The 21,229-nt window shown below is 67.8% G+C and carries 18 protein-coding genes; 8 read left to right on the top strand and 10 right to left on the bottom strand.

Annotated features, from left to right (window positions below):
* Window positions 1-8: 8 nt before the first annotated feature.
* The 9 genes from xrtA to D105_RS0110745 all read right to left on the bottom strand — a co-directional run bounded on the left by xrtA (window position 9) and on the right by D105_RS0110745 (window position 10,577).
* Window positions 9-1,568 (bottom strand): exosortase A, encoded by a 1,560-nt coding sequence (gene xrtA, locus D105_RS0110785; RefSeq protein WP_018866611.1) that lies wholly within the window; start codon window positions 1,566-1,568, stop codon window positions 9-11.
* Window positions 1,558-2,808 (bottom strand): TIGR03087 family PEP-CTERM/XrtA system glycosyltransferase, encoded by a 1,251-nt coding sequence (locus D105_RS0110780; RefSeq protein WP_018878400.1) that lies wholly within the window; start codon window positions 2,806-2,808, stop codon window positions 1,558-1,560. Before D105_RS0110780 ends, xrtA begins: the two co-directional genes overlap by 11 nt.
* A gap of 42 nt (window positions 2,809-2,850) precedes the next feature.
* Window positions 2,851-3,222, bottom strand: a complete 372-nt coding sequence (locus D105_RS0110775; RefSeq protein WP_018876701.1) for a GxxExxY protein — start codon at window positions 3,220-3,222, stop codon at window positions 2,851-2,853.
* 221 nt (window positions 3,223-3,443) lie between these two features.
* Window positions 3,444-4,469 carry a FemAB family XrtA/PEP-CTERM system-associated protein gene (locus tag D105_RS0110770; protein WP_018878399.1) on the bottom strand — a complete coding sequence of 342 codons (1,026 nt, stop codon included), beginning with the start codon at window positions 4,467-4,469 and terminating at the stop codon, window positions 3,444-3,446.
* A 31-nt stretch (window positions 4,470-4,500) separates the two neighbouring features.
* Window positions 4,501-5,406, bottom strand: coding sequence for an XrtA system polysaccharide deacetylase (locus tag D105_RS0110765; RefSeq protein WP_018866607.1), 906 nt, complete (start codon window positions 5,404-5,406; stop codon window positions 4,501-4,503).
* Between the two features lie 15 nt (window positions 5,407-5,421).
* Window positions 5,422-6,528 (bottom strand): XrtA/PEP-CTERM system-associated ATPase, encoded by a 1,107-nt coding sequence (locus D105_RS0110760; protein WP_018878398.1) that lies wholly within the window; start codon window positions 6,526-6,528, stop codon window positions 5,422-5,424.
* A gap of 3 nt (window positions 6,529-6,531) precedes the next feature.
* On the bottom strand, window positions 6,532-8,004 hold the full coding sequence (locus tag D105_RS0110755; RefSeq protein WP_018878397.1) for a TIGR03016 family PEP-CTERM system-associated outer membrane protein: 1,473 nt from the start codon (window positions 8,002-8,004) through the stop codon (window positions 6,532-6,534).
* A 16-nt stretch (window positions 8,005-8,020) separates the two neighbouring features.
* Window positions 8,021-8,917, bottom strand: a complete 897-nt coding sequence (locus D105_RS0110750) for an XrtA-associated tyrosine autokinase (protein ID WP_018878396.1) — start codon at window positions 8,915-8,917, stop codon at window positions 8,021-8,023.
* 115 nt (window positions 8,918-9,032) lie between these two features.
* A complete protein-coding gene (locus D105_RS0110745; RefSeq protein ID WP_018866603.1) occupies window positions 9,033-10,577 on the bottom strand; it encodes an XrtA system polysaccharide chain length determinant in 1,545 nt (514 codons plus the stop codon).
* Between the two features lie 363 nt (window positions 10,578-10,940).
* Between D105_RS0110745 and D105_RS0110740 the strand changes: the two genes are divergently transcribed.
* The 8 genes from D105_RS0110740 (at window position 10,941) to D105_RS0110705 (ending at window position 20,499) form a co-directional block, all read left to right on the top strand.
* Entirely contained in the window at window positions 10,941-11,513 is a 573-nt protein-coding gene (locus D105_RS0110740; RefSeq protein WP_018878395.1) for a PilZ domain-containing protein, read from the top strand.
* 133 nt (window positions 11,514-11,646) lie between these two features.
* Window positions 11,647-12,363, top strand: a complete 717-nt coding sequence (locus D105_RS0110735) for an acyl-homoserine-lactone synthase (protein WP_018878394.1) — start codon at window positions 11,647-11,649, stop codon at window positions 12,361-12,363.
* A gap of 2 nt (window positions 12,364-12,365) precedes the next feature.
* Window positions 12,366-13,241, top strand: coding sequence for a PEP-CTERM/exosortase system-associated acyltransferase (locus D105_RS0110730; RefSeq protein ID WP_018878393.1), 876 nt, complete (start codon window positions 12,366-12,368; stop codon window positions 13,239-13,241).
* Entirely contained in the window at window positions 13,238-14,140 is a 903-nt protein-coding gene (locus D105_RS0110725) for a ThiF family adenylyltransferase (RefSeq protein WP_018878392.1), read from the top strand. The genes D105_RS0110730 and D105_RS0110725 overlap by 4 nt, the downstream gene beginning before the upstream one ends.
* Window positions 14,141-14,144: 4 nt before the next feature.
* Entirely contained in the window at window positions 14,145-14,960 is an 816-nt protein-coding gene (locus tag D105_RS0110720) for an outer membrane lipoprotein-sorting protein (protein WP_018878391.1), read from the top strand.
* A 37-nt stretch (window positions 14,961-14,997) separates the two neighbouring features.
* The gene (locus D105_RS0110715; protein WP_026280470.1) at window positions 14,998-16,887 is read left to right on the top strand and encodes a LysM peptidoglycan-binding domain-containing protein; all 1,890 of its coding nucleotides are present in this window, start codon (window positions 14,998-15,000) and stop codon (window positions 16,885-16,887) included.
* Entirely contained in the window at window positions 16,887-19,145 is a 2,259-nt protein-coding gene (locus D105_RS0110710; RefSeq protein WP_018878389.1) for an RND family transporter, read from the top strand. Before D105_RS0110715 ends, D105_RS0110710 begins: the two co-directional genes overlap by 1 nt.
* Before the next feature lie 382 nt (window positions 19,146-19,527).
* Window positions 19,528-20,499, top strand: coding sequence for a PEP-CTERM sorting domain-containing protein (locus D105_RS0110705; RefSeq protein WP_018878388.1), 972 nt, complete (start codon window positions 19,528-19,530; stop codon window positions 20,497-20,499).
* A 361-nt stretch (window positions 20,500-20,860) separates the two neighbouring features.
* Here D105_RS0110705 and D105_RS0110700 read toward each other — a convergent pair.
* Window positions 20,861-21,229 (bottom strand): IS110 family transposase (locus D105_RS0110700; protein WP_018878387.1); only part of this gene is annotated, 369 nt, incomplete at its 5' end.

Genomic DNA, 21,229 nt, shown 5'->3' with positions numbered 1-21,229 from the left:
GGCGCCCGTCACTGCCGCGCGACGTGGTCGAGCTGTTCGAGCAGCTCGGGCAGGGCATCCGCGGCGTAGGTCCGCAATGCCGCCTCCGCCGCATCGGTGCCGTTGTCGAACTCAAGCGGCGCATAGAGCACCACCAGCGCGGCATCGTCCCGACCACCGAATAACCGGTTCAGCGCCTCCCGCGCCTTGACCTCATGCGGGCGGGTGGTCAGGCGGCCATCCACCCAGTACCAGCGCCACACCAGCACCTGCTGCCCGGGACCGTTCAGCAGGAAGCGTTCCGGGTTGGGGTATCCCTCCAGCATGGCCCGGCCGCGACGCGACTGCGACCATTCCAGCGCCCGATCGCGCCCGGCCAGGGTATTGCTCCAGCCCACCATGTTCCCGTGCCGGTACTGCTCGCGGTAGAACAGCACATGCATACCCACCGGCTCGCCGCCGTCGGCGGCCGTCACCAGGCCGCCGCGACCGTCGCGGGCGCCACGATACCCCGGCTCCCAGGCGGCATCCTGTTCCTCCAGGACCTGCCAGCCTGCTGGTGCCAGCGGGCCCGTACCCAGGCCCGCCACGGGGCCGAGATCACGCTGGTTCATCCACTCGGCATACAGCGGCGCCGCACTGGCCAGGACGACCGTCAGCACCGCGGCGGCAACGAACGAACCCGCCTGCGCGGAGCGCCCGGGTTGCGCGGGAGGCACCGTCGGGGTCGGCAACGGCTCCATGTCCTCGCGCCACAACGCACCGATCGCGAACATCAGCGCGATGACCACGCCGAAGAAGATCCAGCCATAGATCAGGTGATCCACCCCGGCCGCATGCTCCATGTCGCTCAGGTGGCCGATCATCACGATCATGTAGGCGCGCAGGCCGTTGGCAACGATCGGGACCACGATCGACACGCCGACAAACACGATCCGCCGCCAGGGACTGCGGTACATGAGATAGGCATACAGCGTGCCCAGCGCGACCGACGCGATCAGGTAGCGCACGCCACTGCAGGCCTCGATCACCGACCAGCGGCCGGTGGGCAGATCGAAATACAGCCCGTCGCGATAGACCGGGATCCCGGTCAGCTGCACGGCGGTCACCGTGAAATCCGCGGTCAGATCCATCATCGGCGGAACCAGGAACTCGCCGAACGGGACCGCGAACAGCAGATACGCCAGGGGGAACTGCAGGCGCCAGGTGATCGCGTTGCCCAGCACCAGCCAGAACAGCGCGGGAATCATCAGCACGGCCGCGAACTGGCGCACCGACACCACATCCACCAACTCCCCCGCCACCCAGACGAGGGACAGCCCCACCAAGGGCAACAACGCCCACCAGGATGGGCGCGGCTCCAGCGCAAGCACCTCCTGACGCTTGAGAAACAGCAGGAACAGGACGATGGGGACGATCAGGAACCCGTGCGCAAAGGTGTCCGAGCGGTTCCAGATCGTAACGATGGAGGCGAACGTCGGGTAGAACATCCACCCCAGCACGACCAGGCCCAGCACCAGGACCGGCGCGGCAAACCACCAGGAGGAACCGCGGGCGCGTGTTCGGGAATTCAGCGCGTCAGCGACCATGTGCGGCCTCCTCGATCGACACCGTACCCGACACGCGGCCCGGGCGACGCCGCAGGATCTCGCCCAGGTGCGCGAGATTGCGCGCCCAGTCGTAGTCCGCCAGTACGCGGGCGCGGGCCGCCTGCCCCAGCGCCGGGTCCGGGGCGCGCAGGTACCCGGAGACCGCCTCCAGGAACGCGCGCGGCTCGGCCTCGGCCGCGACGACCTCGTGCCCGGGGGTCGCGGTCAGCCCCTCCAGGGCCTGCGGGCTGGCCACGACCGGACGCCCCAGCGCCATCGCCTCCAGGACCTTGTTCTGCACGCCACGGGCGATGCGCAGCGGCGCGACCGCGAGCGTGGCGTGCGCGATCCAGGGACGCACGTCGTCCACGAATCCGGTGACCGTCACGCCGGGCCGGCCCGCCAGGGCCGCCACCTCGGGCGCCGGCCGGCTGCCGACGATGCAGAACTCCACACCCGGGTGTTCCGCACGCAAGCCGGGCAGGACGTGATCGGCGAACCACACCACCGCATCGACGTTGGGCCAGTAATCCATCGCGCCCGAAAACACGATGGTGCGGGCGCCGGCGACATAGGGGTTGGAACCCGCCACCGCCTCGGGTGCGAAGAAGGCGGCATCGACGCCATTGTTCAGCGCATGCACCCGGTCCGCCGCCTCCGGGGCGCGCTGGCGGAAGCTGTCTGCTTCGGCCGGCGACACGAACAGACTGGCATCGCTGGCCTGCGCGACCTGGCGCTCGTAGTCCAGCAGCCGGCGGCCCTCGCGCCGATACACCGCGCTCATGGGCCAGCGCCGCGTCGGGGCGTACTGCGTCCACTTGTCGGAATCGACGTCCACGAAGTCGACCACCCGGGTTCGCCCGCCCCCTTCCGGCAGGTACTGGGCCATCGCCGAGGAAAAGGCCACGGCACAGGCGACCGGCTGGCGGATCAGCGTGGTCCGGACCCAGCGCGCCAGCTCGCGGTCGCGGTACCAGGGCACGGTCAGCGGCTCGCCGCTCAGGAAGCCGGTCAGCGCGCGCAACTGGGCCCGCCGGCGCGGCAGCGGACGCGCACAGACCGTCGTGCAAATGCGCTTGAGCTCGGGCAGATACGCCGCATCCGCCGGGTCATCGATGAACGTACCCAGGTGCACACGATAGTGCTGCGCCAGGTAGCGCAGGATGTGGTGCGAACGAATCTTGTCGCCCTTGTTCGGCGGCCACGGAATCCGATGCACCAGATAAAGAAGATCATCCATAGGGCGTATTCACCACGAAGGTCACGAAGAAGGGCCTTCACTTCAAAGGACTAGTCGTTTGAGACCGTCTTTCAGGCGCACATTGTTGAAGTTGATCAACAGCGCTTGCGGAACATTCGCGAGCTTCATGTATGTGAGGGTTTGGGCCTCGTGAATCCTTTGCAGGGCGTCCACACTTTTCAGCTCCAGCATCAGTCTGTCCTCGACCAGGATGTCGATACGGTAGCCACAATCCAGCTCCCGCCCTTTGTACGTGACCGGGATCGGAACCTGGGACACGCAGTACAGGCCGGATTCCAGCATTTCGTGCACCAGGCATTTCTCGTAAACCGACTCCAAGAGCCCCGGCCCAAGCTCGCGATGTACCTCGATCGCCAATCCAATGGCCTTCTTCGATAGCGGGTCGAATTCCATTTCTCCCCCATAATCACTTTCTGGTTTCCCTTCGTGCCTTCGCGGTCAACCCGCTCTTGCAGTCGCCGCTCTCCGTGTGCCCCATGGCCCCGGTGGCAAGGCCTGCTCTGCATTTGAACTTGCCTTGGCATTCCTTCGTGTCTTCGTGTTCTTCGTGGTGAATCCGCCCCTGACCTTGACCTGCTCGGTGTTGGCTGTGGCCTCGGTGGCGGGAAGGCCCTTCAACCGAGGGAGCGGGAGAGTTTGGGGCCGAGCCAGTTGGCGACGGGCTGTGGCAGGCGCTGCCAGGCCTTGATGAAATAGCGGTACTTGGGGTTGAGCGGGTTTACGTCGGGCATCTCGCGCGCTCGCACCAGTTGATACTCGTAGTACAGCGGCTGCGGCTCGAAGCCCCAGTTCTTCTTGAAACTGAACGAGCCGGTATCGCGCTTGCTGCGACCGAAGTCGTAGATGCGGTAACCGTCCTCGCAGGCGTGGCGCATCAGCTCCCAGTAGAGAAAGTCATAGCCCGCGACCTGGCGCGCCTCGGGCGTACCTGCGCCGTAGTACGGCAGCACCTCTTCGCGGAAGAAAAAGGTCACGACGCTGGCGACCGGATCACCGTCGTGCAGCGCCGTGAGCACCCGGCATTCGTCGCCGAACACGTCGAGCAGAGTCTCGAAGTAGCGACGACTGAAGACCGGCGTCCCCATGCGGCGCACATTGGCCGCGAAAATCGGGTAGAAGCGCTCGATATCGGACTCGAATTCACTGGTCAGCCCGGCCTTGATCCCCTTGCGCACCATGCGGCGCTGCTTGCGGGGGATCGCATTCATGTTGGCCTCGACCTCCGGCTCCATGACCTTGCGGAAGGTGAAATAGAGATCGTCCTTGGTTGGCCAGTCCGGGTGCTGCGGTTCCAGGTGACGGTATTCGAGATAATCCACCCCTAGCTCTTCGGCAAGCGCCCGGGCACGCCGATCCAGGGCCTCGAAGGCCGTGGGCGTCTGCGCGGCAATGCCGCCGTAAACGCCGAACGGGATCGAGGCCAGGGCATCGCCAAACAGGCGCGAGCGCACCCGCACCAGCGGCAGCACGCCCTGGATAACCCCGTTCTGTTCCGCGTAGAAAAACCAGACGGGATGCCCGAAGGCGCGCTGCATGACCGTTGCCCAGCCGGCGCGGTGGAAGAACGTGGCCTGCGGGCAGCCATCGACGAAGGCATCCCAGCGCCCATGCCCGGTCGCGTCGAGTGTGCACACTTGCATGGGCAGCGTAGCCGCCATCCGTTCCTGGTCTTCAGGCGACTGATACACGGGCGCCCTCCGAGGACGTCAGGGCGGGGGCCTGCAAATCGAGGGGGACAGCGAATACGCGATCCATTCGATCCCAGGTGAAGTCCTGCAGCAGGCGATCCAGACGCGCCTCCATACGGTGCAGATTCACGTAGTGCCGGAAACGCGTCTTGGCGGTAATGCCGGGAATACGCGGCTGGCCGGGGTCGATCTCCCAGGGGTGGAAATAGAACACCGCGGGCATCGCATCCACCTGCTCAATCCGACGCAGGGCGCGCCGCGAGATGGCGTAGGGCAGGAGACGAAAGTAGCCGCCGCCGGCCGCCGGCAGATTTCGGCCGCCCATGCGCAGGGTGGCGGGCGGCAGTTCCAGGATACCGCCTTCCAACGGGCGATGGGGCTCGCGCGGGGCGTCCGGCATGCCGTAGTGGTCGTGGCGAACCGGATAAATGCTCGAGCTGTAGTCATGCCCTGTCTCGTCCAGAATTCTGAGCGCCCACAGGTTGCCCTCCCCAATGGAAAAGCTCGGCGCGCGATAGCCCCGGATGGGGGAACCGGAAAGATCCTCCAGTATCCCGCGCGCGCGGGTAACGTCAGCGCGGAAGGCTTCGGGACTGAGGTCGGTTACCCGCTGGTGGCCATAGCCATGGCTGGCGAGTTCGTGCCCGGCCTCGACGATACGCCGGATGGCCTGAGGGTAACGTTCGGCAATCCAGCCCAGGGTAAAGAAGGTGGCGTGCGCCCCACGGCGCTCGAACAGGTCGAGGATGCGATCGAGGTTCCGCTCAATACGGCACTCACGACAATCCCAGGAGTCGCGCGGGATCTGCGGCGCCAGCGCGGAGACCTGGAAGTAGTCTTCGACATCGACGGTCAGAGCATTGGGCCGATGGGCGTTTTTCGGCTGCATGACGAGGCTCCGCCCCTACGACCGTACGGCGCTGGGAACCGGGGACAAGGACTCCGGCTCGTAGCCCTCGTCGCGCACGATTTTGAGCACCTCCTGGGTCACGCGGAAGTTGACCAGGAGGTTGCGCTCGATCCGGTGCAGGCGCTCTTCCAGCGCCTCGAGATCCTGTTCGATGCGCAGCATGGAGACCTGGCTGGCGACGGCCTGATCCGGGTCGCCCTGGTCGCCCTGGTCGTCCGTGCCCGCGTGCGCCTCCCAGCGCGGCCCCGATGAACCGGCGGCGGGGGGCGTCTCGTCCAGCAGCACTCCCTCCAGATCCTCCTCGATCTCGTCGATCACCTGCTGCGCGCGCGCCGCATCCAGATCCGGGCATTCCTCCAGGTAACCCATCAGCAACAGGCGATCGCAGAAGGTATTCACCTTGCGCGGGATGCCGCTGGTGTAGTCGTGGATGCGCGGCCAGATGTCGTCGTCGAAATGCGGTCTTCCATTCCAGCCCACCCGCGCGAGCCGGTGCTCGACGTAGGCGCGCGTATCGTCCTCGTCCATCGGGCCGAGGTGGTAGGTCGCGATCACCCGCTGGCGCAGCTGCTGCATGTTCTCGCTGCGCAGCAGGCGCCGGAACTCCGGCTGACCGAGCAGAAAGCTCTGCAGCAGGGGGCCGTCCTCGCCCTGGAAGTTGGACAGCATGCGCAGTTCTTCTACGGCGTCGGGACCCAGGTTCTGTGCCTCGTCGACCACCAGCAGCGCGCGCTGGCCGCGGGCCCGCGTGTCGTGCAGGAAGGACTCCAGGCGGCGCAGCTGCCCGGCCTTGTGATTCGGGGCATCCTCCAGCCCAAAGGCGAGGCAGACCGAGCGCAGCAGGTCTTCGGCATCCAGCTGTGTGCTCACCAGCTGGGCCGCCACCAAGGGCTTGTCGCTCAGGGTCTCGAACAGGCTGCGCACCAGGGTGGTCTTGCCGGCCCCGACCTCGCCGGTGATGACGATGAAGCCTTCCTCCAGCTGCACGCCGTATTCCAGATAGGCCATCGCCCGGCTGTGGCCCTTGCTCGCGTAGAAGAACCGCGGATCGGGGCTCAGCGCGAAGGGCCGGCCGGTGAAACCATAGAATTCCTCGTACATGCCTCAGAACTCCCGTGTCAGCGTGCCGATGATCGCGTTCTCGCGGTACTCGTTGGCCGCGGCGTTCGAATCCCGGCGCTGGTGCCGGTAGGCCAGGCTGGCGCTGGTATCCGGCGTCAGCTGACGACTGACGCTGGCGCGCAGGAACCAGAGGTCATCCTCGCGATCGCTGTCGGTGAAGTCGGTCCGGCTGATGCCGGTGGTCAGCAGGGTCGTCGTGCGCGGACCGTAGCGCCATTGCCAGAACGCGCTGGCCCCGCGCTGGGTGCGGTTGTCCTCGAACAGGCCGACGTTGGTCTGAGTCTCGGATTCGCGCTCGGTCTGGATCAGGTTGACGCCGAACACACTGCGACCGGTGTCGTAACTCCAGCCGGCGCGCCAGGTTCGGGTCAGGTAGAAGCCTTCCACGAATGCCTCGTCGCCCAGCTCCGGGTTCAGCAGAAACAGGAAGATCTCTTCCGGGGAGTAGTTGTCCAGGAGTTCATCGACGGACATGAACTGGATGTCCTCCGCGAGCTGGGCAAAGGGCCCGTCGCGCCGCTGCCGGGTCGAACTCACGCCCTCGTTGTAGCTGAGGCGATAGGTGGCGCGGCGGCTGCGTTGGTCGACCGCCAACGACCGGTTCTTGCCGAAGTAGCGTTCGCCGTAGCGGGCCTCGATGTTGGTGACCCTCGTCGGGGCCCAGCCCGCCCCCACCTGCCAGAAGCCGCCGTCATCGTCCTCGCGGGTGGTCGCATAGTCGTTGAACTCTTCGCCGACCACGCCGAACAGGCGCAGGGACCGCCCGAATCGGTACCCCAGGGTCCCACTGACCTGTCCGAACTCGCCCTCCAGGCCATCCTCGAAGCGCTCTTTCTCGTAGAACCCGGCGAGCTGCCAGAAGGGACGGTTGAAGGCGGCCCCGCTGTCGAGGACGTATTCACCCCGGTGGAAGTCGCTGTCCTGGCGGTTGCTGCGGTGGTAGAGATTCTCGCCGTAGGTGTAGCGGATCTCCTGCGTGGCGAAACTGCCGTAGCGGGTGCGCAGCATCGGCGAGACGCTGTAGGTGGTGGTCTCCTGCAGGTTCTCGCGCGGGGTGCTGCCCCCGATGCCGACCGGCCCGAGGATCGAGGCCGCCTGCTCGGTACGCGAGGCCCCGGCGTCGACGAAAAAGGTATCGTCCACCAGCTCCCAGTTCGTGCGGCCGCGCAGGGTGTGGGTCGTGCGGTCCTGGCGTGTATCGTCGGCATAGAAGCGCGAGTTCATGCGGTAGTCGATGCGGGTGTCGCTGCGCGCGCCTTCGCCGCGCAGCGTGAACCCGGGCGCGACCGTGCCGATCAGGTCGGCCTCCTCCTGCCCCCGCGGGGCCAGGCGGGCGTTGTCAGTCACCTCCGCGGATACCGTGACCCGGGGGGTGAACGTCCAGTCGACGGCCTGCGCACTACCGGGCACCGCCAGCACGACCGCGGCCGCGCCGATCCACCACCGACCGGCCACCCCCGGGCCACGGGGCCTAGCGGGACGGGGCGCCGGCGACATGATCACGCTCGCTGCCATAGTAGCTGCCCCCGTAGTACTGCCCCCCCATGCCGATACCGGGCGTCGCGCGGTTGAGAGAGGTGAGCACGACCCCGCAGGAATCCAGTTGATGCATGGCCCGCTCCACCGTGGTGGCCGGCGTGCGATCGGCCTCGACCACCATCACCACCTGTCCCATGTGGGTCGCGAGCACGCCCGGCTCGCTGGTCGCCAGCAGGGGCGGGGAGTCGAACAGGATGACCCGGTCCTCGTAGCGATCGTGCAGGTCATCGACCAGATCCCGCATCACGTCGCTCGCCAGGATCTCGGTCGAACGCCCGTGCGGACGGCCCGCGGGCAGAACGGTCAGGTTCTCCACGTTGGTGCGCAGCAGGACATCGGGGATCTCGATATCGGGCTCGCTGAGCACATCCATCAGCCCGAGGTCGGCCTTGAAACCCAGCGTGCGGGGGATCGCCGGTCGCGCCACATCGGCATCCACCAGCAGCACCGTGCGCTCCAGTTCCATCGCCATGCTCAGGGCCAGGTTCACACTGGTGAAGGTCTTGCCTTCCCCTGGCAGGGCACTGGTGATCATGATCAGCCGACCGCGGGGCACGCGCATTGCCGCGTGGCGCCCGAAGGCGTTGTTCAGCAGCGGGCGCTTCATCATGCGGAACTCTTCCGCCACGCTGGAGCGTTGATCCCCGGGCACGATGAGCCCCTGCTTGCGCAGCCAGGCAAAATCGATGCTGACTTCCTGTGATACCGGCGCCCGTTGAGGTTCGGGCTCGGGTGTCGCGGTTTCGGGGGCCGGCGCCTGTTCCGCCCTGGCTTCGGGGACCGGCTGTCGCGCCCGGTTCTTGTCCAGTGCCTTCTCGATAATGCTCATCGCGCTGTCTGCCCCCTGCCGGCAACCGATTGCGTCGAATCGGCCCGTTCCCTGAAAAATAGTCGGTGCGCCGGGCGATGACCGGAAACGTGCCCGGCGAACCCGCCCGGCACCCTCATCGCAGCCATCCCATGAGCTCGTCCAGAAGGAACTCGGACCCGGTCGCATAGAGCCCCATGACCACGGCGTAGACCAGCACCAGGGTCCCCAGTGCCGCCGCAAACACGGCCAGCTCGGACAGCCGCCGGTGCCGGGTCATCGGGGTGCGCACACGCGACACACTGCCGAGGACCGGGCGGCCGGTCACCGCCGCCAGCTGCTGGCTGCTGCTGATGGTTCGCCGCAGCTGCGACAGCAGGAAGGCAAATCCGGTGCCCGCCCCCAGGCCGACCAGCAGGACGGCGGTGGCCAGCATGGGCCGATCCGGCGAGGCCGGCGCGGTGGGCTGGCGCGGCGGCTCCAGCACCCGGAAATCGACCGCGTCGGTCTGGCTCTCCACGGCCTCGGACATCACCGCCTGCTCGCGACGGTCCTGCAGCTGGCGGTAGGAATTGCGCAGCACGTCGTAGTTGCGGGTCAGGGAAGTCAGCTCGGATTCCACCGCCGGCGCGCGGTCCACATCGCCCTCCAGCCGCGCCACCCGCTCCTCGAACTCGGCGATGCGGGTGGTCAGCGAGGCGATCTCGCTTTCGGTTTCGGAGATCGCGTTCTGCAGCGCCTCGTTGCTGCTGCCCGGGCGCTGGATGGCCTGCGGGTTGCGCGCGAACTCCTGCGCCTCCCGTTCCCGGCGCTCCTCCAGCTCGACGAGGATGCGGCGCGACGACACCACGTCCGGGTGTTCATCGGTGTAGCGCAGCCGCATCGCGTCGATGTTCTCCTGCAATTCGCTGATGCGCCGGTCCAGTTCCGAGTTCTCGTAGCCGCCCAGGCCACTGGCCCGGCCCTCGCGGGCGCGCCGCTCCAGGGTCTGCAGGCGGCTCTCGGCCTCGCGGCGCTGCAGCCGGGCCTGCTGCAACTGGTCACGGGTGCGCTCGAGCCGCGAGTAGAAGTTGCCATCGCCACTGAGGAAGCGCGCGTTGTCGCGCTTGAACTGCTCGATCTCGGCCTCCTTCTCCTGCAGCTGCTGTTCGTAGTTCTCCAGCTGACGCTCGATGAACTGCTGCGAAGTGGTGAGATCGAGGCGCGAGTCGCCCATGCCGCGGGCCATGAACAGGTCAACCGTCTCGCGGACCACACGGTAGGCGACCTCGGGGTTGCTGTGGCGGAAGCGGACGCTGTAGATGTTGTCGCGCTCGCCGCCCTCCAGCGTCAGCCGCGAACGCAGCAATGCCACCTGGGCATCCAGGCTGGCGTTCCCGGTCAGCACATCGAGATCGCTCTCGCGGGCGATCTCCTCGAGGTTGTCGCGGCTGAGCAGGGTGCGCGTGATCATGCGCAGGCGCTGCTCGGTGTTCGGGCGTACCGTCATCCCGCGCAGCAGCGGGTCCAGCACCGACTGGGTGTTCACGTAGATCCGGGCATCCGCCTGGTAGGTATCCGGCAGGTTGTGGGCGTAGGCCCAGCCACCGATACAGACCAGCCAGGCAATCGGCAGGATCCACCAGCGCTTGCGCCAGGTGCCCCGCACATGTTGCCAGAGCTCTTGAACGATCTTTTCCATACGGCCCAGCTTCCCGCCGACCGCACTGGCGCATGGGAGCGCCCGCGGGCCGATCTGCAGCGAATACCTGTCCCCCGGACGCGCCTGCGTTGCGCCGGGACCACCCGGCTCTGGCACCGTCGTGCCGGTCCCGCCGGGTTTGGGGAAATCCCAGGTTCATTCAAGTGGGTTTGCTCACACCTGTCCACAGATGTCGGGATTGTTTACACACGGCGAACTGACGCGCAGATCACGGCGCGGGCGATCGCACGGAGGCGAATGAATCCCGGGCGGTTCTGTGAACTGGTACAGGGTTTGCTACCGGGTCACTGGGTAGAGTCGTAAGCCTGCAGCGGCCCCTGCACCGACCCTCAAGGATCGCTGATGAGTCACGAAAAGTTGGCACTGGAGCTCGCGGACTTCTGGTTCCCGGCGATCGCGGATCAACCCTGGGAGGAACGCCTGCGCATCCTGGACGAGGTCCACGGCCAGCTGTATCAGGATCTGGAGACCGTCGGCGAGTATGAACAGGTCTCCGCCAGCTTCGTGGCGGCCTTGATCGACCGACTGGGGTCACCCCCGATCACGCATCCGGCGCAGGCACAGATCTACGCCAGCTCGTCGGAGGAACGGCACTGGGGCGCGGCCATGGCATGGCAGCTCGGCGAGGGACAGGACGACGGGGCAACCACCCCGATGCCTGAGGAACGGCGGCGCTGGCCGCGCGAGATCGTCAACCGACTCACCGAGATGTGGGTGCAGGGACGACCGGCGCGCTGCCGGCTGGTGGACATCTCGCGCTACGGCGCACGCGTCATGCCGCTGCGCTACCAGCCGCGACTGCCCCCGGGAACGCCCATCCGGGTCATGGTGGCGGAGGGCAGCGTGCGCGACGGCGTGGTGGTGTTTTCCAGTCCGCGCGGGGTCGGGCTGCAGTTCGCGAATGCCGCGCACTGAACCGTGCGGCATTCAATCTCGGACCATGGGAGCAGAAACATGCAACATCCGAACACGGACTCGACCCCCGACCGGAGTACGGATACACCCCCTCGCCCGCCCGCCGCATCCGGTTCCGGATGCGGCGCTGCGCGTGAATAGGGCCGGACGGTTCCGCGCCTATCTCGCACGCTCGGAGGCCGCCCGACGGATCCATTTCCGCCTGCGCTACGAGGTGTACTGCCGCGAAACCGGTTTCGAACCCGCCGAACAGCACCCGGAAGGCATCGAGCGCGATGCCTACGACGAGCATGCCGAGCATTTCCTGATCAGCCACGAAGGCCGCCCGCCGGACGCTCGCTGGGTGGGCGCCATGCGCCTGATCCTGCCGGGGAACCAACCCCTGCCGACCACGGCGAACTGCCGGCTGTTTCCCGAGGTGGCAGCCCAGTCCTGGGAACCCGCGCTGGAGGTGTCGCGCCTGATCGTGCGCGGGGCTTCGCCCGAGGTGCTCTATCACCTGTGCCAGGCCTCGCAGGAGTACGCGCGGCGCCACGGCTACCGCCGGATGTTCTTCCTGGTGCGCCCGGCACTCGTGCGACTGCTGCGACGCCACGGCCTGCCCATCGAGGTGTGCGGCGCCCCCCACCGTCATCGTGGTACCCGCATCCCGTGCCTCGCGCACACGGAGACCGCGGGCACGGCCCTGCGCGCCTGGCGAGAGCGCCTGCAACTCCCGGCAGCGGCGGAGATTCCCCACTACACTGCGTGGGAAGAGCCCGCCACGGGCGGGGCGCCGCATCCGACGGAGGTGCCCGCCGCGTGGGGGCCGCCACCGGACGTGGCGGGGCTTGCAGCAGGAGGAAACTAGTCGTGGAAAGCGACTCGATCGTCAGCGGGTTCAAGCGGTACTTCGACCTCTCCCAGCGCACCGGGGAACACCTGGAGGACATCCAGCATCTTCGCTACCAGGTGTACTGCAAGGAGTTCGGCTTCGAGCGGGAGGATGATTGCCCGGGCCACAAGGAGGTCGACGCGTACGACGCCCAGGCCTGGCACTGCCTGCTGGAGCACAAGCCCAGCGGGATGGCCGCCGGCTGTGTGCGCGTAGTGCATGTCGACACCCGGGACCCGATCGGACAGCTGCCCATGGAGCGCCATTGCCACGACAGCTTTTTCGACACCCCCTGGCGCCCGGACCGGCTGGAGCGCGACAACGTCTGCGAGGTGTCCCGGCTCGCCGTGCACAGCATGTTCCGCCGCCGTAACGGCGAGGCCGCCACCCCCATCGGGGACATCGAGGCCCTGAAACTCTCGCCCGACCAGATCCGCGTGTTCCCGATCCTCGCGGTCAGCCTGTTCGTGGCCGCAACCCTGCTCTGCGTGCACTACCGCAAGCAGCATGCCTTCGCGATGATGGAGCCGGCGCTTGCTCGCATCCTGCGGCATACCGGGCTGGAGTTCACCCAGATCGGCGAGGTCGTGCACTATCACGGCAAGCGCGCGGCGTTCTACATCGACTCCGGCGAGGCACACGAAAGCATCCAGCGATCGAGCGCCCTGAGCGAGCTTTGCCGGCACGTGGAGTCGACCTTGCTGCGCGCACCGCGTGTCCCCCCGGCCGTGACATCCGCGCAGATGCTCCGCTTCCCGGGCGCGCCCGGGTGCCCTGTCGTCCGCCCGACCGGCCGGACACGCCTGCCGCTACCGGCACGCTCGCAACCGGGACTCAACGGGTTGGCACATTGAGTTCCGGGTTCGACTACCAGACGGCCTTCGCCCGAACGGTTGGCTGGGTGACGCCGGCCGAACTGCAGCGGCTGCGCGGCGCCCGCATCGCGATCGCCGGTCTTGGCGGGGTCGGCGGCGCCCACCTGCTGACCCTGGTGCGCCTCGGGATCGGCCATTTCCGCATCGCCGACCCCGACATCTTCGAGCTGCACAACATGAACCGCCAGGTCGGCGCGGCCCTGTCGCGGCTGGACCGACCCAAGGTCGAGGTGCTGGAAGAGATGGCCCGGGACATCAACCCGGAACTCGAGATCGACGCCTTTGCGCAGGGCGTCCACGCCGACAACCTGGAGGCCTTCCTCGACGGCGTGGATGTCTACGTGGACGGCCTCGACTTCTTCGCCTTCGACATCCGGCGCCAGGTCTTCCGGGCCTGTGCCGAGCGCGGCATCCCCGCCGTCACGGTGGCCCCGCTCGGCATGGGGTCCGCCCTGCTGAACTTCCGCCCCGACGGGATGAGCTTCGACGCCTACTTCGACCTGCACGACGACCTGGACGACGAGGAGCTGGCCCTGCGCTTCATGATCGGCCTGGCGCCCGCGATGCTGCAGATGGGCTACCTGGCCGACCCGACAGCCGTCGACCTGGCGGCACGCCGCGGCCCCTCCACGCCGATGGCCTGCGACCTGTGCGCCGGGGTCATGGGCACCGAGGTGCTCAAGCTGCTGCTGGGGCGCGGTGCGCTGACCTGGGCCCCGCGGGGCGTGCACTTCGACGCCTACCGCCAGCGCCTCGCCCGCACCTGGCGCCCCGGGGGCAATCGCAACCCGCTCCACCGCCTGCTGATCCGGATCGCCCGCCGGCGACTGCGCGCCCAGCGCGCGCACCAGCGGGCCGCGAACCCGGAGGTACAATGACGCCATGATGAACCGCACCGCCATGTTCCTCGGCGCGGGCCTCCTGCTCGCGGTGGCCACCCTGCCCGCCACGGCGCTGGCGGAGGAATCCGCGGCGCGCGAGCTGGCCCGCGCCGTCCACGAGCGCCCGGACGGGGACGACGCCGTCACCCGGGGGATCATGACACTCACCGGCGGCGGCCGCCGCGAGCGCGTGCGCGAAAGCTACGAGTACCGGCTGGATGGCGACGAGCCCGGTGCCAGCCGCAACCTCATTCGCTTTACGTCGCCGCGCAACATTGCCGACACGGCCATCCTGGTCCACAACCACCCGGGCGGCGATGTCGACCAGTGGCTCTACCTGCCCGCGATCCAGCGCGAGCGCCGCATCAGCAGCGAGAACCGGGGCGGCAGCTTCGTGCAGTCCGAGCTCTACTTCGAGGACCTGGAAGACCGCGAACCGCACAAGGACCACCACCGCATCCTGGGCGAGGATACCTACGAGGGCACCCCGGTCACCGTGCTCGAGAGCGTGCCCGTGGACAGCGGCAACTCCGTCTACAGCAAGCGAGTCAGCTGGATCCACGAGGAGACCCTCCTGCCGCTGCGTATCGACCTGTACGAAGGGGGCGACGAGCCCGCGAAGCGCCTGGAGGTACAGCGGATCGAGGAGATCCAGGGCTACTGGACGGTAACCCGCAGCTCCATGACCGATCTTGCCAGCGGTCGCACCACCATCCTCGAGGTCGAGGACGTGACCTACAACAGCGGCCTCCCGGACGAGCTATTCACCCTCCGCGGCCTGTCGGACCCGAGCCTTGCGCGCCCCTATCGCCCATGAAGCGCCCACGCCCCGGCCCGGGGGATGGCGCGCCACGGTGCTCGCCGGGTTGCTGGTGCTGGGGCCAATGCCGCTGGCCGCCGCGGCGCCGGCCCCCTATACCGTGCAGCCGGGCGACACCCTCTGGAGCATCGCCCGCGATCTGCGCCCCGACCCGTCCGTCCGCATCCAGGCCATGGCGCAGGCGCTGTATGCCCGCAACCCGGATGCCTTTGACGGCGGGCCCGAGGGCCTGAAGGCCGGGGCGACGCTCCAGCCGCCCGCGCCGGACGAGCTTGCGCGCACCGAACCCTCGCCCATCCCGAGCGCCGGCAACTACTACACCGTGCGCGCCAGCGACACCCTGTGGAGCGTGGCCGAGCGCCTGCGCCCGGACCCGCGCATCCCCACTCGGGAGATGGTCCAGCGCCTGTTCGAACACAATCCGCACGCCTTCGACGGCGACGTGCATACCCTGCGCGCCGGCGCGGTGCTGCAGGTCCCGGACATGCCCACGGCTGGGTCCGCCGCTGCGCCCGTCGCCGTCGCCGACGCATCCTCCGCTCCCGCGAGCGACGCCGCGCCTGACACTCCGGCACCGTCGCGCGACACCCCAAACGGTGATGCCGAAGACGAAGCACAGCGCGCGTTCGTATTCGGCGAGGAGTCGGCCGAGGATGCGGACGCGGACACCCAGACCGGCGCCGCCGCCTGGGACCTGCGGGTAGAGGACGCCCGCATCGAACTGGGCGTGCTGGGCACATCCGGGCGCCCCGTGGACCATGTGCAGCACGGTCGCGGCGTGGTCAGTGCCCGCCGCGACCTGAACGAGGCCTGGGAGCTGCGCCTGGGCGCGCGCGCGGACATCCAGGCCCAGCAGGGCGGCGACTACCCGAGCACCACCCGCGCACGCGCCGACTATGACGAAAATTTCCTGCGCTACCGGGGCGATCGTACGCGCGTCACCGTGGGCACCCAGCGCATCCTGTGGGGACGGGTGGACGAGATCCCGCCCACCGACCGGCTCAGCACCAAGGACCTGACCCGCTTCGGCCTGGACCCGTACGGCGAACGGCGCCGCGCGAACCCGGCGATCCGCGCGGAATTCTTCCAGGGGCCGTGGCATGCGGACCTGGTCTTCCTGCCCCTGTTCCGGCCGGCGGAGCTACCCGACCGTGACAACCTCTGGCACCCGGTGGACCGCAACCGCGGACGCCTGCTGGGGCTTCCACAGGACCCGGCGCTGGCGCCGGTGATCCAGCAGGCCGCGCTGGACGACGATGTCTCCGGCAACGGCGGCGCCGGCGTGCGCCTGGGGCGCTCCGGCCGCGGCGCCGATTTCGCCGTCACCGTCCAGCGGGCCCGGCATTCGCAGCCCTACTACCGCTTCGATACCGAGACCCGCCAGGCCATCCTGGCCGGCCAGCCACCCGGGGACCCGACGCTGGAGGCCGTCCACCCGCGGACCTGGGTAGTGGGCGGCGACACCGCCTTTGCCACTGGCGCCTGGACCTGGCGCGCCGAGGCCGCCTGGCTGAGCGACGTACCGGTGACTCGCGCGGATGACCTGCGCCAGACCACGGTGGAGGGGGTCGACTGGGTGGTCGGCGCCGAGGGCTTCCCCGGAGACGGGGACTTCCGCATGACCACCCAGCTGGCGGGCCAGCACCTGCTGAACGCCGGCGACATGCTGGATGCGCGCGAAAGCTACTTCCTGACCGGAGAACTGGAGAGCCCGTTTGCCGACTACAACTGGCGGGCCCGCCTGCGCTATTCGATCGGGCTCAACCGCCGCGACGTCTACCTGAACCCGGAACTGGCATGGATCGCCCGCGAACCCATGGAATTCTATATCGGCCTGCACTGGCTGGACGGGGCCGAGGGCACGGCCGGGGGCTTCTACCGCGATAACCGCATGCTCGTCACCGGCTGGCGGGGGCAGTTCTGATGCGCTGGCTGCTGGGGCGCCCGCGACTGGCACTGGGCATCCTGGCCCTGCTGCTCCTCCTGCCCGGCCCCGTTCTCCTGCAGGTCAACCTGGATAACGCCCCCGAGTCCTATTTCCCCGAGGACGCCGCGGCCGTCACCTTCGATCGCGAACTGCGCGAACGCTTCCCTCAGGATCAGGTACTGGTCGGCCTGTTTACCGGCAGCGAGCTGTTCGAGGCCGATTTCCTGCAACGCATCGACGCGCTGGTGCGCGACATGGAGGCCGATCCGAGCGTCGAACGGGTCCTGTCGGTCACCACCCTGGACCACATCCGGGCCACGACCGACGGCTTCACCGTGGACCGCCTGGTGGACGGCCGCGCGCTGAACGAGCGCACGGCCGATGAATGGCGCGAGCGGGTCTTGCGTGATCGCTTCGCCCCCGGCCTGGTGGCCGGCCCCGGCGGCGAGGCGCTGGCGGTGGTTGTGCGCCCGCACGCGCTGGAAAACAGCCTGCAGCGCCTGCAGCTGGAACGCCTGCTCCGCGACCGGATCGCCGAGCACGACCTGGAAGGCGATCTGACCGCCATCGCCGGCCATATCGCCCTGGATGTCGCGCAGCTCCGGGCGATGGTCAAGGACCTCGCCTTCCTGGTTCCGGGCACCATGACCATCAGCCTCCTGCTGCTGTGGTGGCTGTTCCGGCGCCCGCTGGTGGTCGTGCTGTCCGCTGCCACGATCAGCGCGGTCACCGGGCCCGCGATCGCCCTGCTGATCCTGCTCGACCGGCCGTTCACACTGATCTCCGCCATCCTGCCGCCCCTGCTGACCGCATTGACGGTGGCGATGCTGATGCACTTCTTCAACGCCCTGCTGCATGCCGCGCAGCGCGGCCACCGGGGGCGCGCGCGCGTGGAGGCGGCGCTGGCCGCCGTGGCCCGTCCCACCGCGTTCATGGCGCTGACCACCGCGGCGGGGCTGGCGTCGCTGCAGGTCAGCAGCATCCGGCCGATCGAGACCTTCGGTCTGATCGGGGCCTTCGGCGTGCTCCTCGCCGCGGCGGTCGTACTGCTGCTCCTGCCGGCGATCATGGTGCGCTGGGATCGCGGCGACTGGCTCGCCCCGCAGCGCGGCCTGCGCCTGCTCGACCGCTTCACCGCGCTGGCGGCACACCTGGCGATCCGTCGGGCCGGCTGGGTCCTGCTGGCCACCGCCATCCTGGTGGCCCTGGCGATCCCGCAGATCCGGCAGGTCGAGGTCGAGACCGATCTCTACGCCTTCTTCGACGACGACCACTCGATCACCCAGGCGACCCGTGCGGTGGAGCGCGAACTCTCCGGAGTGATGGCGCTGGAGGTGGTGTTCGACGGGCCGGACTGGGACAGCCTGCAGGATCCGGAACGGATGCTGGCCATCCAGCGCGTGCAGGACTGGCTGGACCAGCGCCCCGAGGTGGACTACAGCCTGTCCCTGCCGGATCTCGTCGCCGAGATGCACTGGGCCTTCAACGAGGAAGACCCGGCCTTCCGGCGCATCCCGGACGACCCCAACCTGGTCGCCCAGTACCTGTTCATCTACGACGGCCGCGACCTGTTCGATGCGGTGGACCGCGACTTCGAACGCAGCCGCATCCTGCTCAACCTGAACGCCCACGGGGCGCGGGCCATCAACGCACTGATGGACGACCTGCGCGACCATCTGGAGGCTAACCCTCCGGCCGACCTGGAATGGGACATGGCCGGGATGGCCCGACTGTTCGCGGACCAGGAGCGGTTACTGATCGAGGGGCAGCTGCACAGCCTGTATGCCGTAGCCGCGATGATCACGCTGCTGATGCTGCTGATGTGGCGCTCGATCCCGCTGACGCTGCTCAGCATGATCCCCAACCTGGCACCGGTGGCGATGATCTTCGCCCTGATGGGCCTGCTCGGCATCTGGCTGGATATGGCCACGGCCATGATTGCCAGCGTCGCCATCGGCATCGCCGTGGACGACACCATCCACCTCCTGCACAACTATCGCCAGCGCCGCGGGCGGGGCAGCCCGGTTGCCTGGGCGCTCGCCCGCAGCTTCCGCCGCAGCGGGCGCGCGATCACCGCCACCACCATGGTGCTGGTGGGCCAGTTCCTGCTGCTGGCCCTGTCCGACTTCCAGCCCACGGCCGCCTTTGGCTGGTTGACCGCCTTCGGGCTGATCGCGGCGCTGCTGTTCGACCTGCTGGTCCTCCCGGCCCTGCTGGTCGTCGGGCACCGGCTCGCGCGGGCCCGCGCGGCCTGACCGAGCCCCCGGTCGCGCCTCTGGCGGCCGGCCTGTCGAGATGCTTTACAAGCCAAGTAATCCGAACAACCCTCTGTTTTTGCACATTCTTTACCGGTTTCTCCGGTTTCGGGCGTCCTGACGGCCTCATCCAGCCGGCCCGCTCGTCGACACCCTTTACAGTTCCCCGGCCAGAAGACCCTCCTGCGATCACGCGGCCCATGGCCCAGCACATGACCCCCACTTTCCTCCCTTCTTTTCAATGCCTTGCGACCCATCCGCCCTGAGCCTGGAAATTGGCACGGAGCCTGCTTTGTATTCAACCGAAAGCAACAGACACGGCCACCAGGCCAGACCCCGGCGATGGTTGAATCGCTGTAAATTGAGCATCAGGAGAGTTCCAATGAACGCGAAAAAAGTGCTTCTCGCTTCGCTCTTTGTCGGCATGTTCGCCGCCGGTGCGAGCACGGCGATGGCGGCGGAGATCATCGACTTCGACATCAACCTCGACGCCACCGCGGACTACAGCGGGTCGGTGGAAGACGTGCGCCGCATCCAGTTCGACCTGAACACCCAGACCTTCCAGTACGTGCAGGACCCGGGCGACCCGGTACAGGTCGGCGATGTGTTCTATGACCGTGGCTACGGCGATGCTGGTTCCTACCGGACGTCTAGTGGCACCTCTGCACTCCAATCCGGGCCCGACACCCTTGGCAACCAATACTCCATGGGGCTCCTCTGGGATGAACTCCGCGGGGTGGTCACCGGCACCAATACCGTCGGCGACAACTTTGTGGTCAACGCCAACTACACCTCGGTGGGCACCGACAACTTCCAGCTCTTCGTATCCGACCGGAATCCCGGTTTCGGACAGGACTATGAGGCGGCGGCGGCCCACTTCAGCGCTGGCGAACAGGTGATGGAGCTGGCACTGGTGTCCGGCAACAGCATCCTGGAGTTCGACAGCGCGGGCGGCGCTTTCATCGAAGGGACCTTCACCTTCGAATTCCAGGTCGTGAACGTACTGCCGGGCTTCTGGTTCACCGCCGACGGCATCGACTTCGCCGATCTGCTGGAGGACGAGGAAGGCGCCCCGACGTTCATCGTCTCGGCCTTCGCCAGCGCCGGCACGATCCAGGAACCCGGTCCCGTGACCTTCTTCGGCGATGACGCCAACAACGTCTACGGCGACGAGCGCGAAGGGCAAAGCCTCTTCAGCGAAACCCAGTCCACCCATGACGGCAGCCTGCGCTTCGCGGTGCCGGAGCCGGGTACCCTGGCGCTGATGGGCCTGTCCCTCCTGATCCTGGCGGGCTTCATCGGCGTCGGTGGCATGCGCCGCCGCTCCAACAGCACCCACCGCCAGGCCGCATAACACGCACCACCAACAGCCTTGGTGACCCACTCCCCCCTGTGGGGTCACCGAGTTAAGGGCTCCCTCCGCGGAGCCCTTTTTTCTGCCCGCCCTCCGGCCATACGCCAGACCAACACCCTGGATGCCCTACCCCCAAGGTTCCCCCCCGGTCATCCCAACCACAGCGTTCCCCCAGACCCCGTCATCCCGGCCGCAGCGTCCCCCCACACGCCGCCATCCCGGCCGTAGCGAAGCGAAGAGCCGGGATCTCCCGTCCCTGCCACCGACGCCGTGCAGGCCCCGGAGATCCCGGATAACCGCTACGCGGTTTCCGGGATGACGAACAGGGAGGTGCGCGGTGGAAACATCCTTGTAGGAGATTCTATGTCTCTCCACAAGGGGTCTTAGGTTGGTAGTCGGTCTGATTGTTCATCAGAGCGAAGGCGACGCGGGCCAGCTTTCGAGCCAAGGCATTCAGTGCCTGGGTCGTCGCCAGGCCACGGTCCAGGCAGCGCTGGTAGTAGTCGCTCCAGGCGGGTTTGGACTTGGCCTGCATCGCGGCCAGATAGAGCAGCCGTCGCAACTCTGGATCGCCCTGTTTGGTGAGTTTGCGCTGCCCCCGTTTTGTGCCGGAGTCGCGGATGCGGACATCCAGCCCCAGGAAGGCGACGAACGCATCACTGTTGCGGAAGGCCCCCCGCTGGAACGCCATGGTCAGGCCTGCCGCGGTGAGCGGACCGACGCCCTCGAT

The sequence above is a fragment of the Thioalkalivibrio sp. ALE28 genome (assembly GCF_000377425.1).
Classification (GTDB): domain Bacteria; phylum Pseudomonadota; class Gammaproteobacteria; order Ectothiorhodospirales; family Ectothiorhodospiraceae; genus Thioalkalivibrio.
The sequence above is the reverse complement of the archived record's forward strand: the minus strand, read 5'-3'. Positions and strand labels throughout refer to the sequence as shown.